Here is a 23697-nt window from a genome sequence, read left to right as displayed (position 1 = left end):
ATCAGAATGAAAAGCCCGCCTCATTGCGGCGCAGGTCAGCCTCCACCATCATCTGGCACAGTTGCTCCAGCGTGGTGTGCGGCTCCCATCCCAGCTTATCCTTGGCGCGAGCGGGGTCGCCAATCAGCAATTCCACTTCGGCTGGGCGGTAGAACTTGGGATTGACGCGCATTAACGTCTTGCCGGTCGCGGTATCCACCGCCGTCTCGCCTTCGGCCGAGCCACGGAAATCCACCGTGATGCCAGCACCCTTGAATGCCATGCGCACGAAGTCCCGCACAGTTTCGGTGCGGTTGGTGGCCAGCACAAAGGTGTCGGGTTCATCGGCTTGCAGCATGCGCCACATGCCTTCGACATACTCCTTGGCAAACCCCCAGTCGCGCTTGGCATCAATATTGCCCAGCTCCATCACATCGAGCTTGCCCAGCTTGATCTTGGCGACCGAGTCGGTGATCTTGCGGGTAACGAACTCGCGTCCGCGCAGGGGACTCTCGTGGTTGAACAGAATGCCGCTGGAGCCAAAAATGCCATAGCTTTCGCGGTAATTCACTGTCATCCAGTGCGCATACAGCTTGGCAACACCGTAGGGGCTACGCGGGTAAAAAGGCGTGGACTCCACTTGTGGAATCTCCTGTACCTTGCCGAACATCTCCGACGTGCTTGCCTGGTAGTAACGCACCTTGGGATTGACGATGCGAATGGCCTCCAGCAGATTCACCGCCCCCAGGCCGGTGATCTCGGCCGTGGTGACGGGTTGCTCGAACGACACACCCACAAAGCTCTGCGCTGCCAAGTTGTACACCTCGGTCGCCTCGGTTGTCTGCAGCAGGCGAATGCTGGCGGAAAGGTCGGTCAGGTCGTATTCCACCAGATGCAGGTTGGGGTGGCTCTGGATACCAAGCTCTTCGATGCGCCAGAAATTGACGGAACTGGTGCGGCGGTAGGTGCCATAGACCTTGTAGCCCTTATTTAGGAGCAACTCGGCAAGGTAGGCGCCGTCTTGGCCGGTGATACCGGTAACGATTGCGTTATTAGATTTCATATTATGTTTGGCCTTCTCTAAGAAGAGAATTTCTCGTCGGCTAGTGATGATTATGGATAGGCTGGTTTAATGAAAACTACTTATAAAGAAATGAAATTTACTTGACATGCCCATACAAATATGATGGATTTTTTTGTATAAATTCATATTCGGCGCTGGTTGTGAGTATGGTTTCAAATTTATCAACATCAATTGTTCCATCTTTTAGGTGCTTTAGATAATAAGCAAAGCCTTCTGGATCTGCAGGGCGTCTCAAATGTTTAAAATATAGATTATGAACAATTTCTTTGTGATCAAAGAGTTTCTCACATTTGCGACAAACTACCTCATAAACTAAGCCATAAAGCAATTTTGCTTCGCAAATTTTAAGACCGTTCTCAGCTAATCTGGCTTCAAGAATTATAGGATTGAAACCAGTTAAATGGTAATCTCCGCTATATGCTTGAGTGCCAAAAATCATATGATTGATCTCATCAGCTTTTTCAATAGACTGATTGTCAGGATGACATAAATTGAGAACCATATGAACCAAACTAGGTACACGAATGCGTAGCGTTCCTTCATTCGCAAGTAGTCGTGACCACTCAGCCAACGCTACAGGTACCTTATTTCTTTCTAGATGCTCAAGAACATCTTGGGCGATAATTTCGTTAAAGTATTCACTTGGAAGTATTGATAATTCAATTATATTCGCAACTAAATCAGGATTGTGGCGCTCATAGAGATCAATATTGATATATTCTTCCCTATAATCATGACCGCATCCTAAATTTAGCTTTCGGCGGTTTAGCATTTCGATGGGTAATGCCGTCATGAATAGCTCCTTATCTATTTAATTGAGAAGTGCTAAAATTAAATTCTCTCTAGAATCCCAGATCTTATCGAGACAAGATCATCTACTAGAGAATCCATTCCGTCCAAAGACCTGGCATAATCAATGAATTGGTTCCTGAATTTAGCATAAAGCGCTCTATTGGTTGATATAATTTCAATTAAAGAAGCTAAATCTGATTCAATTTTACCATTATTAACTTTTGGAATGAATTCAGGTAATTCTGCATACCATCCAGTATTGCTTACGATAGTGGGTAAACCAATGGATAGCGCGCGAGAAACAATGGCAGAAGTCTCTCCCATGGAAGGGGATCTCAGCGATATACATAAGTCAGTATTTAAAAAAGCTTTATGAAATTCAGTTTCTTCAATTCGGCCATGGAATTTGATTTTTTCTCCAAAATTATTATTGGATTTTTCAATAAGATACTGACAATCTGAATCTATCGAGCCATAAATATCCAACGATATTCGATCAATTGCTTTTTGACTTAAACTGGATAAGGCTTCAATTACGCTTTCAATTTTTCTATTTTTCTGCACACCGCCAAAAATTCCAATTTTCAGAATTTCTTCATCATTGATAATTCTATTCAGGAACTGTGCACTATTATTTTCATAAAGATTTATGTTCCAAATTGGAGCGGTAACTCCCGCATTTTTTAGTACAGATTTTGCAAAATGGGAATGAACAATAACGCCGGCGCAGTCGTCAACTATGTGATCTGAGCAAGGATAAGTGAGGAAATCGAGAGAAGTGGTTTCATCAAGCGAAAAAGATTTATCACTCTCAAATTGATTTGAAATTACTGAGCCGTAATTTCTCTCAAGCCAATTTAAATAAAAACTGTCTTTATTTCGATTACCTGTGGCACCTATAATTAAATGATGCAGGACGACATCGTGCAATTCGATAAGACAATTATCTCCTAGCCAATTGATTGCATCTAGCATGAATCCATGAAAATCAGGGTGATTTCCAAGCTGAAAGATAGGCATTACATGCCCATCTAGTGCATTCTTTAACTCAGAATCTGAATTAATGGATAGGATATTGCATCCTGCCAATGCCGTCGGATTTTGACAGTTTGTAACTATCGTTACCTCAAGGCCATGTTTAATCAACGCAGCTGTTAGAGAATATGCATAATCTGCTATGCCCGAGTATTGAGGTGGCCAAGGAGTCACCAAGCAGATTGTGGATTTATTATTTTTTTCTGCCGTTGGGGTCATCGATTACTCCGATCAAAGTAATTTAGAAATCGCCGAACGATATGAATCGCCGACAGATTTCCAAGAATAGTTCTCTTGAATAAAAGAGCGGCGTGAGTATTTAATTTTTTGCTTCAACGCTCTATTTATATATTCTGGGAACTCATCAAGATCACAAACAAATGCATTTTGATGAATGTCTTCTATCCCACGTGCTCCGACGGGCGTTGACACAACTGGTAAGCCTGCAGCCAGATAGTCAAACATTTTTATATTGGTGCCGGAACCTGTTAGCATTGGATTAACGGCAATGTCTGCACTTTGCAATAAAATATCTTTTTCCTCGACCGTTACTAACCCCGTAAAATGCAGATTTCTACTCAATTTTTCTGGATTGTTAGAGAAATAATCTCCGACTGTCCCAACTATCAAGTAATTGATGTGGGGTGTTTTTTGCGCAATAACTGAGAGGCTGCGCACTGCCTCAATGTTGGGCTCATGCCAGCTCGCAATAAAAATAGCAACCACCCCATTTATGCCTAATCTGTGGCGTAGAGATTTTCGCTCATTTGATGTTAGATAAGATATCGAGGACAGGTCTGCGCCATTTTTTACCACTTCAGAAAAATGTCCGATGTATTCTGGGTAAACTTCCTTCATCTTTTGTTCATCTGACTTTGAGCAATAGATTATTAGTTCGGCCGAATTGCATGCAGAAAACTCAGCATCATGAACGTATTTTAGAAGCTTGTCTTTATTTTTTGCGGAAGCAAGCATTTGCTCCTTTAGAACATATTCTACATTCTGAGAGTTATATACTTTTGGCTTGGATTCTCCATATTTATATATGAGTGGATATGTATAGCACTGCTCGGCCACAAGAACATCTGCTTGTTTAATTAATTTTTTTGCAACCTCAATATATCGTGAATTTTCGTCGAAGAAGTAGCTCATTACAATATCAGTGCTGGGAATTCCTGAGCTTTGATACATTTTCCAATCTTCTTCAGAAAATCCTTTATTTGCGGGAATATTGGTTATTTTGAAGTTGGATGAAATTTGTATGGTTTCTTCACATTGAGAACCATCGACCAAACACACGACGTGGACACAGTATTCTTTCTCCAATTCCTTGCATAAATAAAAAACTCGCGCTTGGCCTCCTCCTTTAGGAGGATATATAGGGTATGTGGAGAAAACACCTATTAATTTTTTATTGATGGTAGTTTGATTATTCTGCTCAAGCAGTCTTGCGATCAGATTGTCCCAGCGCACATGAGAAACAGATTTTTTAGCGGCAGCACTTAATGAAAAGTAGTCAGACTCTTGCGAAATATTATTTATTGCATTTCCTATTGATGATGGGGTAGGCTCTGCTACATAGCCGTTCACTCCATTCACAATAAAATCCAACGGACCACCTGCATCAGACGTCGTTATGACTGGCTTTCCCGCAAAAAGTGCCTCTATCGTAACGAGTCCATAGTCCTCTTGATAAGGGGTAAAGCAAATGGCGCGGGCATGTGCTATCTGATCGACTAATGAATCATCCGTTAATCTTCCAAGAAATTTAATTCTTTCATCGCCTGCGGATAAATTAATTAAATTCTGCAGTTCCGGACCCTCGCCAGCAATTCGAAGTTCCAAATTGACCCTGGTTTTTTTAAATCCCTGAATAATTAAATCAATGCGTTTTGCTTGATCGAGTCTGCTATATGTTAGGAGATATGCAGACGGCGATCCTTCACGAACCTTAAGCCCGCTGGGTGGAGGTAGTGTGCCGTTAACTTCTTTTCCGTGGAAGTACTCTGCTCGCCCTGTTACAGTATTAGAAATTGTATAGATTCTTTTTACAGAACTGAGAGCATTTGAATCGAATCGATGTAATATTTTTCTTAAAAATGGAGATGGAATATTTATATCTTCGATAATTTCATCTTTGAATCGTTTTAACTCATTTAATTCATCGAAAAGCTCATCGGAAGCAATGCCCGCATCGCATGCTGCAGCAATTTTATTGACTAAAGTATGTTTGCTTTTGACTTGATAAGGAAGATGAAAAAGCGGATAGGTATCATATACTCCTCGAAGAGGATGTAGCATGTATAGAATATGATTCGGATGCTGTACCATCCAGCAAGGATTTTTGCCCGATATCACCATATCAAAGTGATTTAAATTTAACCTTGAAAAGGTGTTATAAGACTCAATGATTTCCCAAAAATCCCCCTCCGGTGCTGGAATATTAATGATGTCGGCTCTATTTGATGTTAATTCATTAATTTGATGGCATAAGTCATGCCACAAGCGCTCGGCACCTCCTAGTACAAAAGGCACATGACTGGGGGCTATCAATGCAATATTCATTTTATAAATATTTAATCAAATTCAAGATGAACTATGGTTCTCGATTTTAATTGATACTGAATTTTGAAATTTAAAGCTCTCTATGTCAGTCGTGTTTATTGCCTTGAGATTTTTCATGACTTCTTTAAAATCAAATTCACTCTCTTTTTGAGGTCTCAATAAATACTCGAGATCTAAGGAATGGTCTGATCTATTTTCGACAAACTTAGACCTGGGTCCCTTAGATGTATTTTTAGCTCTCCGATGGAAAGAGGGGTATTGAGGAGGCGCTTCCCTAAATAATGGAGGGGAGTAACTTGTTGGTTTTATTAGCCTGTATTGATAAGCTATGTCGCGAAGTTGATTATGGAGCCCGGGCAGATTGTTTATTAGAAATCTATTGATCTTTTCGCTATATCTGCCATTTTTTAGAGTTATTTTTATTAATACGGATATAGGGTATTGGAGCACCTGCACTGTTTTTTGAATCATGAAATTGATGCTGCTGGATAAAAGTCCTTTACTTTCCAGTGCGGTACTCATATTTTTCGATTTCTTTGGGATTAAATCTACAAGCCAACGGAAGGGCGATGTGATGCGCCAGGAGAAGCTTTGATATAAAGCCCTTTTTTCTAAATCAAGAGATTGAATCTGCATTTGCAGATTTTTTATATCTAAGAATGCTGCATGAATTGCACGTTCATGGTCTTGTTTTGAGATATCGAGCACTTGAGAAATATACTCTGCCTCCCTTTGTAATTTTACTATCTCTGCATTCTTATGAGCTAATTCTGCTTTGGAAGTAATTAGATCGTCAGTAATTGAGGTAATTTGCGTCAATACATTGGACATGCCTAGCATTTCGGCCCTTGCCCCTGCTATGGAAGCTTGAATCTTTTCCTCTATCTTTTGATCGTATCGCTTTGCTAAAAAATCTAGTTCTAAACCATAAGGCTCGTTGAAGGCAGGATCAAAAGAGGCCATTATTTCTGACGCCCCTTTTTTTTGCGCAACTATTGCATAATCAGGGCTGACTCCGCTAAAAACATCGAATAGATCAATTTCGTTGCTTGTCTTTAGCCTTTTCGATTCTTGAAGTCGGATTGTTTTAACTCGAGAAAACCCATGGTGCTCGGGTAAAAATGATAGAAGTGGCGGTGGAATAGGTTTTAAATGGGTTGGATCAAGATAAAAATTACTTGTACCCACGACTAAATTTTCTGGGTTAGGAGTCTCCAGAATAAGTAGCCCTCCGGGGCGTAAAATTCGAAGAGATTGATTTACCAGATCTTCTAATTTATCAAAAGTAATATGTTCTGCAATATGAAAGCCGGAGATGACACTTTGAGATTCATCTTCCAATGACTTTAGATATTCGATTGCATCACCCTCTGTTACAGAGAATCCTCGTTCGATACAGGCAGCAAGCATGCCTGTGTCCAAATCCACGCCGTGCGGCTCAAATCCTTGGGTGATTAGTAGCTCTAGCCACTCACCGCGGCCGCATCCTAAATCAACCGCTTTTGTGGGCTCATATAATTTACGGAGAGGAGTGATGAATGGTAGGTATGCCTTGAGTCGATGGCCAATCAATTCTCGTGAGCCTCGGTATCGCTCTTCGAAGGCGCGATAGAAGTTAGTCGTACTCATTTTTTATATTCCACTTGAGGTGGTAGCCAGTTGACTCCAATAAACGGTTGTCTATCGATATTTATAACGTTAAATACCAAAGCGAGATCACACCATTCATAATTTTTAGCAAGATGAGTTTCGGTAATATGCAGTGCTGTTGAAATTGAGTATGATCCGGGGCCGATATTGGCGGGAAACGAGAAATTGAGCTTAAGATTTTCTCCCGTTTTTAGCTGCTTCATACTAATTTTCAGATGATGTGTGTTGGTACCGAATATTGGCTCGCCTAGTCGATTTTTAATCAAATAGCCAAAAACGAGATCTGGTAAATCGCTGTGTAGGCGGATAGATACCTTTAACTGAATAGGCTCGCCAACGTTTATATAATCAACTATTTCATCTTTCGCATTGCATAACTCAATGGTTTCCACACGGGCTTCTCCTGTGCCAGATATGGTTTGTACTTTGCCGTCCTGAAGCTGCTTGGTTTGAATGGTGGTTGTTGCATTTTCCTTTTCGGCAATCAACGCGTTGTAAAAATCCATGACCTCCTCTGGAGCGCCATCTTTAATTACAAAGCCACGTTCTAGCAAGATGGCACGGTCACAAAGGCTCTGGATTGAGCCGCGATCATGCGAGACAATAAGTAGCGAGGTGCCTTGTTCGCGAAACTCGCGAATTTTGTTGAAGCTTTTATGTTGGAAGTAGGCATCGCCCACCGATAGCGCCTCATCGACAATCAGCACGTCGGGCCGCACTGCGGTAGCCACGCTAAAGGCCAATCGGACCTGCATGCCGCTTGAGTACATGCGTACGGGGCGATCGATGTAGTCGCCAATTTCCGCAAATGCCTCAATGGAGGGCATACAGGCAGCGATTTCGTCCTGTCGCAGGCCTAGCAACTGCCCCGCCATGAATACATTCTGTCGTCCTGTGAAATCAGGGTGAAAACCCATTCCCAGCTCGAGCAGGGCAGCTACACGGCCATTGCTTTTCACACTTCCGGTAGTGGGTTGAGTGGTGCCGGTGATGATCTTGAGTAGCGTGCTCTTTCCTGCGCCATTCACACCAATGATGCCCACAGCCTCTCCCGGAGGTATGGTGAAGCTGATGTCGCGCAACACCCAGGTTTTCTCATGGGTGAGGCGGCGGGTGATCCATTCCCACGCACGGGCCCACTTGCTGGGGTAGCGCTTGTAAGCCTTGCCTATGTTGGTAACAGTCAGCGCACTCATTACAGTTCGTCCACCAGTTCGCCCACGCGGGCCAGGAAAAAGCCTGCACCGAGCAGCAGGAAGATGACGGTCAAGATGGCCAGCGGTAGCAGTGGACCAAAGGCGGGCAGGGTTTTATCTAGAAAGATCTGTTGGTAGGATGCAATCAGTGGCTGCAGGGGATTCAAGGCTATCAGATCACGTGCCTTTTCCGGCAGTGCAGGTAGGGTGTAGACAATGGGAGTGAGCCAGAACCAGAACTGCAGTACCACGCCAGTGAGTTGACCTACATCGCGAAAGAACACGTTGAGCGTGCCCAGAAAAATCCCCAGACCCAGCGTAAACAGGATTTGCAACACGAGTAACGGCACCAGCGCGAGGAGAGCTGTTCCGGGCCAGTGACCGATGATGATCAAAAACAGCAAGTACAGGACGAAAACGATTCCAAAATTAATCAGCGCTGATACCGTGACGATGGCGGGTAGGCAAATGCGCGGAAAATTCGATTTCTTGATGAGGTTACCTTGCTCCAAGAACACATTGTTCAACCGCCCCAGCATTTCGCCAAACAGGCTCCAGGTGATGATGCCAGCACACAGGTAGATGCTGAAAGCAAATGGCGTTTGCTCGTGCCCCGGCAGGGTAGAGCGCATGAGCTGGCCGAACACCACGGTGTAGATGACAATCATGGTCAGCGGGTTGGCTACTGACCAGAAAGCGCCGAGCAGCGATTCGCGGTACTTGCCATGGAACTCGCGCAGCACGCTGCTCCAGATGAAACCGCGGTATGCCCAGAGGGCGCGAAGCATGGGTAATCCAGGCATGGTGCTCACTTGGCTGGTTGCACTACTGGCGCGCGGCCATAGGTGTCTTCAAAGCGGACGATATCGTCTTCACCGAGATAGCTGCCCGACTGGACCTCGATGATCTCCAGTGGCACCTTGCCGGGGTTGGCCAGGCGATGGGCGTGACCAAGGGGAATGAAGGTGGATTCGTTTTCGCCCAGCAGGAAGGTTTCGTCACCATTGGTGACCTCGGCGGTGCCCTTCACCACGATCCAGTGTTCGGCCCGGTGGTGGTGCATCTGCAGGCTGAGCTTGGCGCCGGGGTTGACCACGATGCGCTTGACCTGGAAGCGCTCGCCGCTGTCGATGCTGTCATACCAGCCCCAGGGACGGTGCACCTTGCGGTGGGTGGATGCCATGCTGCGCTTTTGTGCTTTGAGTTCCGCCACGACTTTTTTCACGTCCTGCGTGCGGCGTTTGTCGGCCACCAGCACGGCATCGGCGGTTTCCACGATGACGACGTTTTCCAGGCCGACGGTGGCGATCAGGCGGTTCTCAGAGAACAGCAGGCTGTTGCGTGTATCGACGGCCAGTGTTTCGCCGCTGCCGGTATTGCCGTGCGCGTCTTTCGGCAGAACGTCCCACAGAGCATCCCAGGCACCCAGGTCTGACCAGCCGGCGTCCAGCGGTACAACGCGCGCGTGCACGCCCAGTTCGGGCTTGACGGGTAGTTTTTCCATGACCGCGTAGTCGATGGAGTCTGACGGACACGCGCCGAAAATATCGGTATGCGGACGGATGAAGTCCATATCCGTGGTGCTTTGGGCCATGGATTGTTGGCAGGCTTGCAGCATTGCGGGCTGCAGGGCAGCCATGGCTTTGAGCCACTGGTCAGCGCGCACCATGAACAGGCCGCTGTTCCACAGGTATTGGCCGCTGGCCAGGTATTGCTCGGCAAGCTGTGCAGATGGTTTTTCTGCAAAGCTTTGGATGGAAAATGCACCGTTGTTGTCCGCAGCACCTTTCTGGATATAGCCATACCCGGTCTCTGGCCGGTCGGCAACGATTCCAAAAGTCACCATGGCGCCGCTCTGAGCCAGTGTCCAGCCGATTTCTGCTGCCCGGTGTAGTTGCTCGGGTCGCGTCATGACGTGGTCGGCAGGCATGGCCAGCAGCACGGCATCGGGCTCGGCCACCAAGGCGGCCAAGGTCAAGGCGGGGGCCGTATTGCGGCCGATGGGCTCCAGTACCAGCTTGGCGCCGGTAATACCTTGCTCCTGCAGTTGCTGGGCCGCCAGAAAACGGTGTTCTGCATTGCAGACAAGGATGGGGCCGGTTTGCTGGATGCTGGAATTGAGCCCACTAAGGCGCAATGCGGTATTTTGCAGCATCGATTTGCCATCGGCGCTCAGGCTCAGAAACTGCTTGGGATAGTGTTCGCGCGACAAAGGCCACAAACGGGTTCCACTGCCACCACACATGATGACCGGCGTAAGCTTTGACATTGGAATGATTTGCTGAAGTTGATGTAGTTAATGCTCAGGATTTTTCGCTGGCGGCTTGCTGGCTCTTGATATGTAGCAGTGCCAGGCTCTGGTTGAGCCGGCGCACTTGTCGCTCGATCCGTGTGTTGACCATGTCCGCGTGCAGAGCCTTGATGAACAGAACAGCCACGGCGCATACCAGCAGCAGCGTGGGCGAGTAGCGAATGCCCAGTTGATCTGCCACCTGATCGAGCATGCGGGGCCACACGCCCAGCAATACAGCAAGCATTGCGAGCGCAAACCAGAACAAGCCCAGTCGCAAATAAAGGCGGTCACCACGGATCAGGTACAGGATGACTGCGGCAAAAAGCACGCCCAGTACCGTGGTAGTAATTTGATAAGTTGCCATTTCAGCCTTGATTCACAGCGACCACACACGCCTGGCCGGCGCATGCCCCTATCTATGTGCGGTTGCCCTGCATGCTTTCCTTGCGGGAAACACGTGGTCTTTTTACCCTGATGAAAAATGGCATCGAATATGCCCCAAGCGATTCTACTGTCTGGTATGGGCAGCGGGGTATTGCCAAATGTCACGGCGACATTTGGTGAAGGGTCTGGGTACCAAGCGGCGTGGAGGGCGTACCTCATGCATTTGTTTGATAAATACCGCATAAATCCCCAGTGTTGGCTGCGCCCTCCCAAACCATGCCACACTCCCCGCCTATGTCTTCTTCCGAATGGGCCCGCAACGCTGTTTCCGCCTTTGACCGCATGGTGAATGCGGATGGTGGCTTTCGCTCGCGGCCTGGGCAGCGCTTGATGGCCGAGAAGGTGGCAGAGACTTTTGCCGCTGCTCAACTGGGCAAACTGGAAGAGGGCGAAGAGCCGCAACGCGCCCTTGCGGTAATCCAGGCGGGCACTGGCGTGGGTAAATCGCTGGCGTATGCCGTGCCTGCCATTGCGATGGCACTGGAGCGCGGTACGCGCGTGCTGATTTCTACGGCAACGGTGGCGCTGCAAGAGCAATTGGTGAACAAGGATTTGCCAGCGCTGGCGCAGCAGATGCCGCAGCCCTTTAAATATGCGCTGGCCAAAGGGCGTGGGCGCTACGTATGCAAGCTCAAGCTGGAGCGTCTGGCGGGCGCGGCGCAGGGTGATGCAGCGGATGGGGGCGAGCCCATCGATGACGATTTCTTCCCTGAAGAGGCAGCGCAGGCGCGCAATGCCCAGCGTAGCCCGCAGGAGCATGCGGCACGCCTGCAGTTCTACACCAGCATGGCCGATGCCCTGGCAACCCGGCGCTGGGATGGCGACCGCGATACCCTGGATACGCCACCCGAGCCCGAAGTCTGGAGCCCTGTGGCCGCTGAAGGTGCCTCTTGCACCGGCAAGCACTGTCCATTGTTTGGCAGCTGTACTTATTACGAACGCCGCAAGGAGCTGGTGCAGGCCCAGGTACTGGTGGCCAACCACGATCTGCTGCTGTCCTCGCTGGGCGCGCGCCTGTTGCCGGAGTTGGACAACTGCCTGCTGATCCTGGACGAGGCTCACCATCTGCCCGGTACCGCGCTGGACCAGTTTGCCTGCGAAATGAACCTGAGCCAGCTCACCTGGATCGACAAGCTCGCGAGCCGTGCGCAGCGCGTGGGGGCGCTGGTCGAGGTTTCGGAGATCGCCGACATTCCCCGCCATTCGTCGCAGTTGCGCCAACATCTGCAGGACATGGCGCGCCTGATCATGGACGAGTATGGTGAGGGTATGCGCCAGCAGCTGCAAGGTGGCAGCCGGGGCCCGGCGCGCGTGCGCCTGCCGCGCGGAGAGTTGCCGCCCGCATTGGTAGAGCCATTGGCACAGGCAGCGCACCACGCAGGGGCCTTTCTGGAGGTACTGCAAGCCATTTCCAAGGCCCTGCGTGCCCAGATGCGCGATCAACCCGATGAAGCCAAACGCCTGTCCACCTTGTACGCGCAGGTGGGGACCTTGGCGCCGAGGTTGGAGGCCGTACACAACACCACACAGCTGTTGCTGCAGGATGCACCTGCGGGCAACGTACCTGCGGCCAAGTGGTTCACGCTGGATGTGGTGGGCGAGTTTGTCGCTATCAAAGCCTATGCGAGCCCGGTGATTCCAGGCTCGACCCTGCGCCACCATCTGTGGAGCCAGGTGCGCGGAGCGGTGCTCACGTCGGCCACGCTTACCAGCGGCGGCCAGTTTGATTTCTTTTTGCGCGAAGCGGGGTTGAACAACGATGCGGCGGTCAGCACGCTCGAAGTGGCCAGCCCCTTCAACTATGCCGAGCAGGGCAGTCTGGTGGTGACCGAGACCCAGGCAGACCCACGCACGCCCGCCCAATACACCAACGAAATGGTTGACGCCTTGCTGGAAGACCTGGCCCAGGTGCAGTCGGGGGGGCTTGTGCTGTTCACATCGCGCGAGCAGATGCGTCTGGCGGTCGATGCCCTGCCCACCGCCATGCGCCAGCATGTGCTGGTGCAGAACACCTTGCCCCGCAGCCAGTTGCTGCAGCAGCATCGCGAGCGTGTGGCTGCTGGCCTGCCATCGATCATCTTTGGCATGCAGAGCTTTGGCGAAGGGCTGGATCTGCCGGGGGCGCTGTGCGAATCCCTGTTCATCACCAAGCTGCCGTTTGCGCCTCCTGACGACCCGGTGGACGAGGCGCGCGCCGAGTGGCTGAAGAACTCGGGTCGCGACCCTTTCAGTGAAATCGTGGTACCAGCCACCGCCATCCGCCTGGCGCAGTGGGTGGGCCGCGCCATCCGTACCGAGGCCGACCAGGCCCATGTGTATTGTTACGACAAGCGCCTGGTGCGCACCGGTTACGGCCAGCGTCTGCTGGCCAGCCTGCCACCGTTCACACTGCACCGCCGAATGGCTACGGCCTGAAAATCAGGTGAAGCGGGCCACGCGCAGCCCAAGCCTCAGTTTCAGTTGCAAAGCGCTGCCTGCCCGAGCTTTGATGCAATTAAAAGGCCATTGGCGTATGCTTTATAAGCGCCAATAGCTATATAAATGATAGCAGACGGGGGTAGCAAAGTATGGGCTGGGCCTACCGCTGGCGCAATTGCACGCCATCCAGTGTCGGGGCAGTCAACGGCGGCAGCGGCGAGGCCACCGGCTCCCCAAAACCGATGCCCTGGTTCCAGTTGGCCAGAAAGCCTTCGATTTCTTCCTGGCTCTGGCCGACAAAATTCCACCAGATCAGCACGCCACCCTCGTAGGGCTCGCCGCCCAGCAGAATGAAGCGGCTGTTTGCGCCGCATTGCACATCTACCATGCTGCCGCCCTCGGGTAGATAGATCAGCTCGTTGGCGGGTGCTGTCTGACCGTTCACCTGCAGGTCGCCATACAGGCAAAGCACCCCGTATTCAAAATCGGTGCGCAAGGCCAGGGGGGCCGAAGTGGGCTGGCTGGCCTCCAGATCAACCGCTACCAGCGGGCTGTGTACCTCGGTCGGCGCGCGCTGGCCCTCCCACTCGCCAGCCAGAACCGTCATCTGCAGGCCTTGGCGGCTGAATTGGGGCAGCACCGGGTAATGCTGAAAGCGCGGGGGGATGAAGCGCTGGTCTTTGGGCAGGGCAATCCACAGCTGCACAGCGTGGAAATCGGGCTTGCCCAGGCTTTCCTCCGAGTGGGCGATGCCTTTGCCGGCCGTCATCAGGTTCACCTGGCCCGGGCGGATCGGTTGCTCGCTGCCCAGGCTGTCGCGGTGCAGCACTTCGCCTTCGATCATCCAGGTGAAGGTCTGCAGGCAGGTGTGCGGGTGCGGGCCCACTTGCATGCCAGGGCCTTCGTCAAAGTGCGAGGGGCCTGCATGGTCCAGAAAACACCAGGCGCCCACCATGCGGCGGGCGCGGTTGGGCAGTGCGCGCAACACCGGCACGCCTCCCACGTCGGCAACGCGGCCGGGGTAGCGGTTCAAGGGGGTGGAATCCATGGTGCTTCTCCTCGTCAGCGGGCCGGAACGAGCAGGCCGCGCTGCACGGCTGGGCGCTGCAGCCACTGGCTGAGCACGCGGCTTACTTCGGGGTACTGGCCCCAGCCGATCAGCTCTTCGGCGTTGTAGCGCACGATCATGTTGCGAATCCACGGGAAGATGGCCATGTCGGCAATCGTGTATTCGCTCCCTGCCACCCAATCTTTGCCTGCGAGGTGCTTGTCCAGCACGGTGAGCAGTCGTTTCGATTCGTTCACGTAGCGCATGAGTGGGCGCTTGTCCTCGAAATCCTTGCCGCCGTAGATGTTGAAGAAGCCCACCTGGCCAAACATGGGGCCGATGCCGCCCATCTGGAACATCAGCCACTGCAGCGTCGTGTAGCGCAGCCCCAGGTCCTGCGGCAGAAACTGGTTGTATTTTTCGGCCAGGTACACCAGGATGGCGCCTGACTCGAACAGTGCAATCGGCTCGCCGCCCGGGCCGTTGGGGTCGAGGATGGCTGGAATCTTGTTGTTGGGGAAGGTGCCGACGAACTCCGGCGTCAGCTGGTCGTTGCTGTCAAAGCTGATGTGGTGCACCTCATAGGGCACGCCCAGCTCTTCCAGCATGATCGACACCTTCACGCCGTTGGGCGTGGCCAGCGAATACAGTTGGAGCAGATCAGGCCGTGTGGCAGGCCATTTGCGGGTAATGCTGAAATCGTCCAGGGTAGGCATGCTGAGGTCTCCGTTCAGAGCGCGAGATGTGCGCAATGACCGCAGCATAAATCAATTGAATTCAGTTCGCAGCCTTGGACTTTTCGTCGAAATCGATGCGCAGGCCACCCTTGGTGACGGTGAACGAGGCCGGCAGGCGGTCGGCCTTGTCGAGTTTGGCCAGATCTTCGTCGCGCAGGGTGTGGACGATGACGTCATCCATGGCCTGTTCGGCCGCGCGCGGCGCGTAGGCCTGCAGCATGTTGGCCAGCCCGTCAGGCAGCCCGGTCATCATCAGCGAATTCACATGCACCTGCGTGGCGCGCAAGGTGTGGTCCCTGGGTTCGTAGCGCAGCGCAAAATCCAGGTCCATCGCGCCATCAAAGCTATGGGGCAGTACCTTGCCGTTGAGCTGCGCGGTCATTGTGGCGTTGATGCGGTTGATCTCTGGCTTGAGCCCCAGGGCAGGCGCATTGACATTGAGAGTCACCAGTCCCAGCAGTGGATATTGACGTGGAAAAGCCTTGGCCACCATGGTTTGCAACTCATCCTGTGACAAGGTATAGCTGCGCGGGGCCAGAGAGCAGCCTGCAAGCCCGATGGTTATGCACAAAGTAGAGCAAAGAAGTAAGCGGCGACGCATGATGGAGCGATTCTAGATAGTTTGGAAAAGGAGGGCGGGCCTGGAAATGAAGTTTCGTCCTCCGTATCGATTTCTTTCGAGCGCATTCAGTCCGGGCAAGGGCATTCGTGCCGCTTGCGCGGGCCGCTTCGCATGCCAGGGGATCGCATTGTTGCGCAGCCTGCACAACATCGTTCCGCATGCGCATAAAGTGCTTGTTTTCATGGGGTAAATGCCCAGTAAACGGGCTTTGCGCGGTGCCGGGCGGTTGTAATTTCCGTGTAAGAATGTGCCGACTTTTTACCGCAGCAGTGCAAGGCGGGCGTGCGCTTGCCATGGCCTTTCTGCGCAGGCGCCTGTAACCGGTGCCAGAAAACGGGTGCCGCAGTGGTGCCTCATACATCTTGAAGGCAGATATGAATTTCCCTCTGAACAAGCGCGCGCTGGCGCTGGCCGCTGGCGTGCTCATGGGTGCTGCAAACGCGCAGACGCTGACCATCGCCCTGGCTTCCGAGCCTACCGCGGCAGACCCTCACTACCACAAGATGACGACGAACGACTCGTTCTCGGCCCATGTCTATGACTCCCTGGTAGGGCGCACTGCCAATATGGAACTGGTGCCATCGCTGGCTCTCTCGTGGAAGAACCTGGACGACCTGACCTGGGAGTTCAAGCTGCGCAAGGACGTGAAGTTCTCCAATGGCGCGCCCTTTACTTCGCAGGATGTGCTGTTCACCATCTGCCGCACGCTGAACAACGAGACCAACGTGTCGCAGTCGTATATGGACACGACCAAGCTGATCACCGATGTGCAGACGCCCGATGACCTGACCGTCATCGTCAAGACGGCCGAGCCGGTGCCGTTGATCCCGGCCGAGTTTGCCCGCAATCTGCCCATCATCTCGAGCAGCATCGTCAAGCACGACAAGCTCAAGTTTGCTCCCAAAGAAGGCTGTGGCTACAAGGGCCCTTGGCCCACGGTGGCGGATTTCAACAGCGGCAAGATGGCAATCGGCACCGGTCCGTTCAAGCTCAAGTCCTATATCAAGGGCACAGGCATCACCCTGGAGCGCAACGACAGCTACTGGGGCACCAAGCCGCACTGGCAGACCGTGAAGATGGTATCCGTGCCCAATGCCGGCCCACGCCTGACGGGCCTCATGTCGGGCGACTACGACCTGATCGAAAACCCCGCCGCGCGCGACCTGGCACGCATCAAGGAAGACAAGAAGCTGGCTTTCGTGGCCACGCCTTCCACGCGCCTGGTGTTCTTTCAACCCGATGTTGGCCGCGACAAGTCGCCATTCGTGACCGCGCCGGACGGCAAGAACCCGCTGCAGGACCTGCGCGTGCGCAAGGCCATCAACATGGCGATTGACCGCAAGGCCATCGTACAGCGTCTGATGGACGGCATGGCAACACCGGCCTACCAGTACATGCCCGATGGCATGTTCGGTGGCCTGGCCAAGGCGCCCGAGATCAAGTTCGACCCCGAGGGTGCCAAGAAGCTGCTGGCCGAAGCGGGCTACCCCAACGGCTTCGAGCTGACGCTGTCGTCCACCAACGACCGCTACATGAACGACGCGCAGATTGCGCAGGCCGTGGCGCAGTACCTCACGCGCGTGGGCATCAAGACCAAGGTGGATGCCATGACGGCATCGATCTACTTCCCCAAGCGTGCCAAGCGCGAATACAGCTTTGCCATGGGGGGCTGGCCTTCGGAGAACGGCGAGGCCTCGGGCCTGTTCCAGCTGTGGGTGGCATCGACCGATTCGCCCAAGGGCCTGGGCACCAGCAACTATGGCGGCTTCAGCAGTGCTGAATTCGACAAGATCTACATCCCTGCGGCCAAGACCGTGGATGCGGCCAAGCGCAAGCCCCTGCTGGAGCAGGCAACCAAGATTGCACTCGACAACGTGCCACTGATTCCGCTGCACTTTGAAAGCAGCATCTGGGCATTCAAGAAGGGGCTGAGCTACGAAGGCCGCCGCGACCAGTACACGCTGGCAACTTCGGTCAAGCCTGCGAAGTAATCGCGGGCATTGCCAACGGATGGGACGGGTTGCGGAAGTCACCTATGGTGCTTTTGTTCCCTTCCCTTCAGTATTCGGATCAATCGCTATCGTCCACGTGCCGCAGAGCCGTGCTGTAGCTGGCTTTTAACCAAGGAGGAACGACCTGTGTCTATGAAGAAGATCTCTCGCCGCACTACCTTGTCGCTGGCAAGCCTTGCAGCACTGGCCCTGCCTGCTGGTATGGCTGCGGCTCAATCGCTCACCATTGGCCTCGCCTCCGAGCCGACGGCGGCTGATCCGCACTACCACAAGGTGACGACGAATGATTCGTTCTCGGCCCACATCTTCGAGTCGCTGATCAACCGCAATGCGAAGATGGAGCTGATTCCGGGCCTGGCGGAGTCGTGGAAGCCGGTGGATGACAACACCTGGGAGCTCAAGCTGCGCAAGGGCGTGAAGTTCTCCAACGGCGAGCCGTTCACATCGAAAGATGTGCTGTTCACCATCTGCCGTGTGCTGAACAACGAGACCAACGTATCGCGCTCGTACATGGAGCCGATGCAGAACTTCACCGATGTGCAGACGCCCGATGAGCACACCGTCATCATCAAAAGCGACAGGCCCATCCCCACCATGCCCAATGAGCTGGCGCGCTCGCTGCCCATCATCTGGAGCGGTATTGCCAAGTTCGACAAGCTCAAGTTCGCACCCAAAGAGGGTTGCGGCGTAACCTCGCCCTGGCCCACGGTGGCCGAGTTCAACACCGGCAGGCTGTCGATAGGTACAGGCCCGTACAAGCTCAAGTCCTACGTCAAGGGCACGGGCATCGAGATGGAGCGCAACGAAGGCTATTGGGGCGCCAAACCGCACTGGAAAACCGTGAAAATGGTACCCGTGCCCAATGCCGGCCCGCGCCTCACCGGCTTGATGTCGGGCGACTACGACGTGATCGAAAGCCCCGCTGCGCGCGATCTGCCGCGCATCAAGGAAAACAGCAAGCTCGACTTCGTGGCGACGCCGTCCACACGGCTCATCTTCTTCCAGCCGGATTCTGGCCGTGCGCAAAGCCCATTTGTCAAAGCTGCAGATGGCAAGAACCCGCTGCAGGACCTGCGTGTTCGCCAGGCCATCAGCATGGCGATTGACCGCAAGGCCATCGTGCAGCGCCTGATGGACGGCATGGCCACGGTGGCCAACCAGTACATGCCTGCTGGCATGTTCGGCAGCCTCGACAAGCCCGCAGAAATCAAGTTCGACCCTGAAGCCGCCAAGAAGCTGCTGGCCGAGGCGGGCTATCCCAACGGTTTCGAGCTGACCCTGACGACCACCAATGACCGCTACATCAACGACGGCCAGATCGCTCAGGCCGTGGCGCAGTACCTGACCCGCATCGGCATCAAGACCACGGTCGATGCGCAGGCTGCGGCCATCTACTTTCCCAAGCGCGCCAAGCGTGAGTTCAGCTTTGCGATAGGCGGCTGGCCATCGGAAAACGGCGAGGCCTCGGGCCTGTTCCAGTACTGGGTTGCCTCCACGAACAAGGACCAGGGTTTGGGCACCAGCAACTACGGTGGCTTCAGCAATGCCGCGTTTGACAAGGTGTTTGTGCCAGCGATGGCGCTGATGGATTCCGCGCAGCGCAAGGCAGAGTACCAGAAGGCCACACAGATTGCGCTCGACAACGTGCCGCTGATTCCGCTGCATTTCGAGAGCAGCATCTGGGCGTACAAGAAAGGATTGAGCTACGAGGGCCGACGCGACCAGTACACGCTGGCCATGTCGGTCAAACCGACCAAGTAAGGCCAGTGCACCGGGCAACTTGGCCTGGTGCATGGCATGCCCGCATGGGCCCCGGCGGCGGGGAATGCGGGCATTGTGATTTTTCATTGCCGGGCCGGCACCTAAATGGGGCAGCGACCTCACGGAGTGGGGAAGCACGGGGCTTTTGTTGAATAGGGACGCAACGTGATCGTCTATATCCTGCGCCGATTGGTGCAAAGTTTTCTGGTGCTGCTGGCGGTATCGCTGGTGGTGTTCATGGCAGTCTATGCCGTGGGCGACCCCATCGAACTGCTGGTGAGTGCCGAGGCCAGCGACGCTGACCGCGAGGCCATGATCAAGCGGCTGGGGCTGGATCTGCCGGTGTGGCTGCAGTACTGGAGCTTTCTGAGCCGTGCCTTCCACGGCGACCTGGGGACCTCGTTCGTGCATGGCATTCCGGCCATTGAGCTGATCGTGCAGCGTTTTCCTGCCACGTTCGAGCTGGTGTTGGTCGCCATCGGTCTGACCTGCCTGATCGGCATTCCGCTGGGGCTGGTGGCCGGGCTCTTCAATGACAAGCCGCTGGGCCGCAGCCTGATGGGCGGGTCGGTGCTGGGCTTTTCGCTGCCCAATTTCTGGCAGGGCATGATGCTGATATTGATGTTCGCCGTCTGGTTGCAATGGCTGCCATCGTCAGGCCGCGGCGACACGGTCAGTATTTTCGGGGTGCCGTTTTCTCTCTTCACCGCTGATGGCTGGCGCCATGTGATGCTGCCTGCCATCAATCTGGCACTGGGAAATATTGCCCTGGTGCTGCGCCTGACGGCGACCGGCGTGATGGAAGCCAAGACACAGGAGTACGTGAAGTTTGCGCGCGCCAAGGGCATCAGCGAGCGCCGCATCCTGACGCGCCACATTCTGCGCAACATTTTGATCCCGGTCGTGACCGTGATCGGCATGGAGTTCGGCACGTTGATCGCGTATTCGACCATCACCGAAACCGTGTTTGCATGGCCCGGTATGGGCAAGCTGCTGATCGACAGCATCTACAAGCTGGACCGCCCGGTGGTGGTGGCCTATGTGATGCTTGTGACCTTCATCTTCGTGATGATCAACCTGGTGGTAGACCTGCTGTATGCGGTGCTGGACCCCCGGGTGCAGCTGCAGGAGGCGCAATGATGCAGCCAAATAAGAATATGATGAAAATTGATAGCGCCCAGCGTGCACAGCCTTTGCAGGAAACGCCACAACGCTCTGCAATCCTGAGAAAGCTGCACAGCAAACCCACGGTGAAGGGCGCGGTGATTGCACTGGTGGTGCTGCTCGCCTTCGTGCTGCTGGCACCTTTTCTGTCGCCCCAGAATCCATACGATCTGGGTGCACTCGATCTGATGGATGGTCGCCTCAAGCCCATGTCCGAGGCAGCATCGGGCATGACCTACTGGCTGGGCACCGATGACCAGGGCCGTGACATGCTATCGGCGATTCTGCATGGCCTGCGCATCAGCCTGATGGTGGGGCTGAGCGCCGTGGTGCTCGCCACCATCATTGGCAGTCTCGTCGGGCTGGTTGCTGCCTACATGGGTGGCTGGGTTGATACCCTGCTGATGCGCATCGTCGACTTCATCCTGGGTTTTCCAACGATCCTGGTGGCGCTGGTGCTGCTGGCCATCATGGGGCGGGGTGTCGACAAGGTGGTGATCGCGATCGTGTTGGTGCAGTGGGCGCATTACGCACGCATCATGCGCGGCCGTGCACTGCAGGAGCGCAAGAAGGAATACATCGAGGCTGCCAAGAACCTTGGCTTTCCGGCCTGGCGCATCATGACGCGCCATCTGCTGCCCAACTGCATGGGCCCGGTCATGGTGTTTGCCACCATCCAGATCGCCAACGCCATCGTGCTGGAGGCGACCCTGTCCTTCCTGGGGGTTGGCGTGCCCATCACCGAGCCATCGCTCGGCCTTCTGATTGCCAACGGCTTCCAGTACCTGATGTCTGGCGACTACTGGATCAGCATGTTCCCCGGCCTGGCGCTGCTGGCCCTCATCCTGTCGATCAATCTGATCGGCGACCGACTGCGTGAAGCTCTGGATCCGAGGAAGTAATGACTACCCCTTTGCTTGAAGTAAAGAACCTGCAGACGGTGTTCCACACCGAAGAAGGAGCCTGGCCTGCGGTCAGTGATATCCATATCAGCCTGCAGCCTGGCGAAATTCTTGGCCTCGTTGGAGAATCCGGGTCGGGTAAATCGGTGACTGGCTTTTCGATCTTCGGCATGATCGATGCACCCGGTGAGGTGACGCAAGGTCAGGTACTGTTCAAGGGCCAGGACCTGCGCGCACTCCCGCCAGAAGCTATGCGCAAACTGCGTGGCGACCGCGTCGCGATGATCTTTCAAGACCCGCTGATGACCCTGAACCCGGTGCTGCGCATCGAGGAGCAGATGCTCGAGGCGATTGATGCGCATCAGAAGCTGCCCAGGGCCGAGGCCATCCGGCGCTGCGTGGAGGCGTTGTCCATGGTCGGCATCCCTGCACCGGAGAAGCGCCTGCGTAGCTATCCGCATGAATTTTCAGGCGGCATGCGCCAGCGTGTGGCGATTGCCATAGCCATGCTCAACAAGCCCGATCTCATCATCTGCGACGAGCCGACCACGGCGCTGGATGTCACCATCCAGGGCCAGATCCTCTACCGCATGCAGAAAATCTGCCAGGAGCATGGTACGGCGCTGATCTGGATCACCCATGATCTGGGGGTGATTGCAGAACTGGCCGACCGTGTGGCCGTGATGTACGCAGGCCGCATTGTCGAGACCGGTGCCGTGGCCGAGGTGCTGGACGCGCCGCGCCATCCTTACACACAAGGCCTGCTCAGTTCTTTGCCGGCACAGGCCACGCCTGGTGCACGCCTGTCGCAGATCAACGGCATGGCGCCCAGCCTGTCGGGGCGTGTGCCTGGCTGCGCCTTCGCGCCGCGCTGTACCCGGGCCACGCCGCAATGTGTGGCGGAGCAGCCGGCCGTCACCACCATTCCCGGCCGCGAATTCCGCTGCTTTGTTCCGCTGGAGGCGCACGCCGCATGACCGCGATGAATACCCCTGTGATTGAATTGCGCGATGTGCACAAGCGCTTTGTCAGCACGCCCGATCTGTTGCAGAAGATCGTCGGTGCGGTGGCCAGGCAGCCAGCGCAGACCCGCACTGTGCACGCCGTCAACGGCGTCAACCTGCAGATTGCCAAGGGCGAGGTGCTGGGCCTGGTCGGCGAATCGGGCTGCGGCAAATCGACCCTGGGCCGCGTGGTGGCGGGCCTGCATCCGGCAACCGAAGGGCAGTTGCTCTACCAGGGCCAGGATGTGAGCGGGCTGGCCGGCAAGGACAGGCTGGCCTACACCCTGGGCGTGCAGATGGTGTTTCAGGATCCTCAGGCATCGCTGAACCCGCGCCAGAAACTGCACCAGATCCTGGGCGAAGCGCTGCACGTACACAAGCTGGCGCCCAGCGGCGATGTGCCAGGCCGCGTTGATGCGGCACTTGCCGAAGTGGGTCTTGCCACGGAGTACCGCAACCGCCTGCCGCACCAGATATCCGGCGGCCAGCGCCAGCGCATCGGCATTGCCCGCGCGTTGATGGTGATGCCCGATTTTCTGGTGTGCGACGAGCCGGTGGCGGCACTCGACGTGTCCATCCAGGCACAGGTGATCAACCTGTTCATGGACCTGCGTTCGCAGCGAGGCCTGACCTACATGTTCATCAGCCACGATCTGGGTGTGGTGCGCCATATCTCCGACCGTGTGGCCATCATGTACCTGGGCAAGATTGTGGAGATGGCTCCGACTGCCGAGATATTCGGCAAGGCCCAGCACCCCTATACCCAAGCCTTGCTGGCCGAGGTGCCCGATGTGGCACGGCGCAAGCGTTCCTTCGTACCGATCAAGGGAGAGATCCCTTCTCCGCTGAACCCGCCTTCGGGCTGCACCTTCCACCCGCGCTGCCCGCATGCGATGGAGCGCTGCAAGACCGAAGTGCCGGTGCTGCGAGAGACCGCGCCCGGCCATGTCACGGCCTGCCACCTGCAAGACCAGGCCTGAAAACAACCGAG

Annotated in this window: 19 protein-coding genes; 7 read left to right on the top strand and 12 right to left on the bottom strand. The window is 54.3% G+C overall.

All coding sequences use genetic code 11. The annotated features are described in order from the left end of the window. Nucleotide 1 precedes the first annotated feature (1 nt). The 9 genes from gmd to ABIE32_RS00870 form a co-directional block, all read right to left on the bottom strand. Nucleotides 2-1042 (bottom strand): GDP-mannose 4,6-dehydratase, encoded by a 1041-nt coding sequence (gmd, locus tag ABIE32_RS00910; protein ID WP_429012924.1) that lies wholly within the window; start codon nt 1040-1042, stop codon nt 2-4. Nucleotides 1043-1139: 97 nt separating this feature from the next. Beyond that, nucleotides 1140-1856, bottom strand: coding sequence for a class I SAM-dependent methyltransferase (locus ABIE32_RS00905; RefSeq protein WP_429012921.1), 717 nt, complete (start codon nt 1854-1856; stop codon nt 1140-1142). Nucleotides 1857-1894: 38 nt separating this feature from the next. Continuing rightward, the gene (locus ABIE32_RS00900) at nt 1895-3109 is read right to left on the bottom strand and encodes a glycosyltransferase family 4 protein (protein WP_429012918.1); all 1215 of its coding nucleotides are present in this window, start codon (nt 3107-3109) and stop codon (nt 1895-1897) included. Between the two features lie 12 nt (nt 3110-3121). Continuing rightward, entirely contained in the window at nt 3122-5455 is a 2334-nt protein-coding gene (locus ABIE32_RS00895) for a glycosyltransferase family 4 protein (RefSeq protein ID WP_429012915.1), read from the bottom strand. A 21-nt stretch (nt 5456-5476) separates the two neighbouring features. Beyond that, the gene (locus ABIE32_RS00890) at nt 5477-7084 is read right to left on the bottom strand and encodes a class I SAM-dependent methyltransferase (protein WP_429012912.1); all 1608 of its coding nucleotides are present in this window, start codon (nt 7082-7084) and stop codon (nt 5477-5479) included. Next, nucleotides 7081-8301: an ABC transporter ATP-binding protein gene (locus ABIE32_RS00885; RefSeq protein WP_429012909.1), complete on the bottom strand. Its 1221-nt coding sequence runs from the start codon at nt 8299-8301 to the stop codon at nt 7081-7083. Before ABIE32_RS00885 ends, ABIE32_RS00890 begins: the two co-directional genes overlap by 4 nt. Then, nucleotides 8301-9104 carry an ABC transporter permease gene (locus tag ABIE32_RS00880; protein WP_429013609.1) on the bottom strand — a complete coding sequence of 268 codons (804 nt, stop codon included), beginning with the start codon at nt 9102-9104 and terminating at the stop codon, nt 8301-8303. Before ABIE32_RS00880 ends, ABIE32_RS00885 begins: the two co-directional genes overlap by 1 nt. Before the next feature lie 5 nt (nt 9105-9109). Further along, nucleotides 9110-10570, bottom strand: a complete 1461-nt coding sequence (locus ABIE32_RS00875) for a mannose-1-phosphate guanylyltransferase/mannose-6-phosphate isomerase (RefSeq protein ID WP_429012906.1) — start codon at nt 10568-10570, stop codon at nt 9110-9112. A gap of 34 nt (nt 10571-10604) precedes the next feature. Further along, nucleotides 10605-10958, bottom strand: a complete 354-nt coding sequence (locus ABIE32_RS00870; protein WP_184704550.1) for a DUF2304 domain-containing protein — start codon at nt 10956-10958, stop codon at nt 10605-10607. A 314-nt stretch (nt 10959-11272) separates the two neighbouring features. On the opposite strand from ABIE32_RS00870, the gene dinG reads away from it, so the two are divergent. Beyond that, nucleotides 11273-13453: an ATP-dependent DNA helicase DinG gene (gene dinG, locus ABIE32_RS00865; RefSeq protein WP_429012903.1), complete on the top strand. Its 2181-nt coding sequence runs from the start codon at nt 11273-11275 to the stop codon at nt 13451-13453. A 163-nt stretch (nt 13454-13616) separates the two neighbouring features. Here the strand turns inward: dinG and ABIE32_RS00860 are convergent, their stop codons facing one another. The 3 genes from ABIE32_RS00860 to ABIE32_RS00850 all read right to left on the bottom strand — a co-directional run bounded on the left by ABIE32_RS00860 (nt 13617) and on the right by ABIE32_RS00850 (nt 15734). Beyond that, a complete protein-coding gene (locus ABIE32_RS00860; protein WP_429012901.1) occupies nt 13617-14504 on the bottom strand; it encodes a pirin family protein in 888 nt (295 codons plus the stop codon). Between the two features lie 14 nt (nt 14505-14518). Then, entirely contained in the window at nt 14519-15220 is a 702-nt protein-coding gene (locus ABIE32_RS00855) for a glutathione S-transferase N-terminal domain-containing protein (RefSeq protein WP_429012899.1), read from the bottom strand. Nucleotides 15221-15281: 61 nt separating this feature from the next. Then, nucleotides 15282-15734 carry a DUF1439 domain-containing protein gene (locus tag ABIE32_RS00850; RefSeq protein ID WP_429012896.1) on the bottom strand — a complete coding sequence of 151 codons (453 nt, stop codon included), beginning with the start codon at nt 15732-15734 and terminating at the stop codon, nt 15282-15284. 503 nt (nt 15735-16237) lie between these two features. Here ABIE32_RS00850 and ABIE32_RS00845 point away from each other — a divergent pair. The 6 genes from ABIE32_RS00845 to ABIE32_RS00820 all read left to right on the top strand — a co-directional run bounded on the left by ABIE32_RS00845 (nt 16238) and on the right by ABIE32_RS00820 (nt 23686). Then, complete coding sequence (locus ABIE32_RS00845; protein WP_429012893.1) at nt 16238-17854, top strand: ABC transporter substrate-binding protein; 1617 nt, start codon at nt 16238-16240, stop codon at nt 17852-17854. Nucleotides 17855-18016: 162 nt separating this feature from the next. Then, nucleotides 18017-19636, top strand: a complete 1620-nt coding sequence (locus ABIE32_RS00840; protein ID WP_429013606.1) for an ABC transporter substrate-binding protein — start codon at nt 18017-18019, stop codon at nt 19634-19636. Between the two features lie 165 nt (nt 19637-19801). Continuing rightward, nucleotides 19802-20776, top strand: coding sequence for an ABC transporter permease (locus ABIE32_RS00835; RefSeq protein ID WP_224150665.1), 975 nt, complete (start codon nt 19802-19804; stop codon nt 20774-20776). A 17-nt stretch (nt 20777-20793) separates the two neighbouring features. Further along, nucleotides 20794-21702: an ABC transporter permease gene (locus tag ABIE32_RS00830; protein ID WP_429012890.1), complete on the top strand. Its 909-nt coding sequence runs from the start codon at nt 20794-20796 to the stop codon at nt 21700-21702. Further along, the gene (locus ABIE32_RS00825) at nt 21702-22679 is read left to right on the top strand and encodes an ABC transporter ATP-binding protein (RefSeq protein WP_429012887.1); all 978 of its coding nucleotides are present in this window, start codon (nt 21702-21704) and stop codon (nt 22677-22679) included. The genes ABIE32_RS00830 and ABIE32_RS00825 overlap by 1 nt, the downstream gene beginning before the upstream one ends. Beyond that, nucleotides 22676-23686 (top strand): ABC transporter ATP-binding protein, encoded by a 1011-nt coding sequence (locus tag ABIE32_RS00820; RefSeq protein ID WP_429012885.1) that lies wholly within the window; start codon nt 22676-22678, stop codon nt 23684-23686. The genes ABIE32_RS00825 and ABIE32_RS00820 overlap by 4 nt, the downstream gene beginning before the upstream one ends. Nucleotides 23687-23697 lie beyond the last annotated feature (11 nt).

This window comes from Comamonas sp. 4034 (assembly GCF_050434545.1).
Classification (GTDB): domain Bacteria; phylum Pseudomonadota; class Gammaproteobacteria; order Burkholderiales; family Burkholderiaceae_C; genus Comamonas; species Comamonas odontotermitis.
The sequence above is the reverse complement of the archived record's forward strand: the minus strand, read 5'-3'. Positions and strand labels throughout refer to the sequence as shown.

Coding starts and splice junctions, on each gene's coding strand:
- gmd (WP_429012924.1), bottom strand. CDS start 1,042: ATGAAATCTAATAACGCAATCGTTACCGGTATCACCGGCCAAGACGGC.
- ABIE32_RS00905 (WP_429012921.1), bottom strand. CDS start 1,856: ATGACGGCATTACCCATCGAAATGCTAAACCGCCGAAAGCTAAATTTA.
- ABIE32_RS00900 (WP_429012918.1), bottom strand. CDS start 3,109: ATGACCCCAACGGCAGAAAAAAATAATAAATCCACAATCTGCTTGGTG.
- ABIE32_RS00895 (WP_429012915.1), bottom strand. CDS start 5,455: ATGAATATTGCATTGATAGCCCCCAGTCATGTGCCTTTTGTACTAGGA.
- ABIE32_RS00890 (WP_429012912.1), bottom strand. CDS start 7,084: ATGAGTACGACTAACTTCTATCGCGCCTTCGAAGAGCGATACCGAGGC.
- ABIE32_RS00885 (WP_429012909.1), bottom strand. CDS start 8,301: ATGAGTGCGCTGACTGTTACCAACATAGGCAAGGCTTACAAGCGCTAC.
- ABIE32_RS00880 (WP_429013609.1), bottom strand. CDS start 9,104: ATGCCTGGATTACCCATGCTTCGCGCCCTCTGGGCATACCGCGGTTTC.
- ABIE32_RS00875 (WP_429012906.1), bottom strand. CDS start 10,570: ATGTCAAAGCTTACGCCGGTCATCATGTGTGGTGGCAGTGGAACCCGT.
- ABIE32_RS00870 (WP_184704550.1), bottom strand. CDS start 10,958: ATGGCAACTTATCAAATTACTACCACGGTACTGGGCGTGCTTTTTGCC.
- dinG (WP_429012903.1), top strand. CDS start 11,273: ATGTCTTCTTCCGAATGGGCCCGCAACGCTGTTTCCGCCTTTGACCGC.
- ABIE32_RS00860 (WP_429012901.1), bottom strand. CDS start 14,504: ATGGATTCCACCCCCTTGAACCGCTACCCCGGCCGCGTTGCCGACGTG.
- ABIE32_RS00855 (WP_429012899.1), bottom strand. CDS start 15,220: ATGCCTACCCTGGACGATTTCAGCATTACCCGCAAATGGCCTGCCACA.
- ABIE32_RS00850 (WP_429012896.1), bottom strand. CDS start 15,734: ATGGTGGCCAAGGCTTTTCCACGTCAATATCCACTGCTGGGACTGGTG.
- ABIE32_RS00845 (WP_429012893.1), top strand. CDS start 16,238: ATGAATTTCCCTCTGAACAAGCGCGCGCTGGCGCTGGCCGCTGGCGTG.
- ABIE32_RS00830 (WP_429012890.1), top strand. CDS start 20,794: ATGATGAAAATTGATAGCGCCCAGCGTGCACAGCCTTTGCAGGAAACG.
- ABIE32_RS00825 (WP_429012887.1), top strand. CDS start 21,702: ATGACTACCCCTTTGCTTGAAGTAAAGAACCTGCAGACGGTGTTCCAC.
- ABIE32_RS00820 (WP_429012885.1), top strand. CDS start 22,676: ATGACCGCGATGAATACCCCTGTGATTGAATTGCGCGATGTGCACAAG.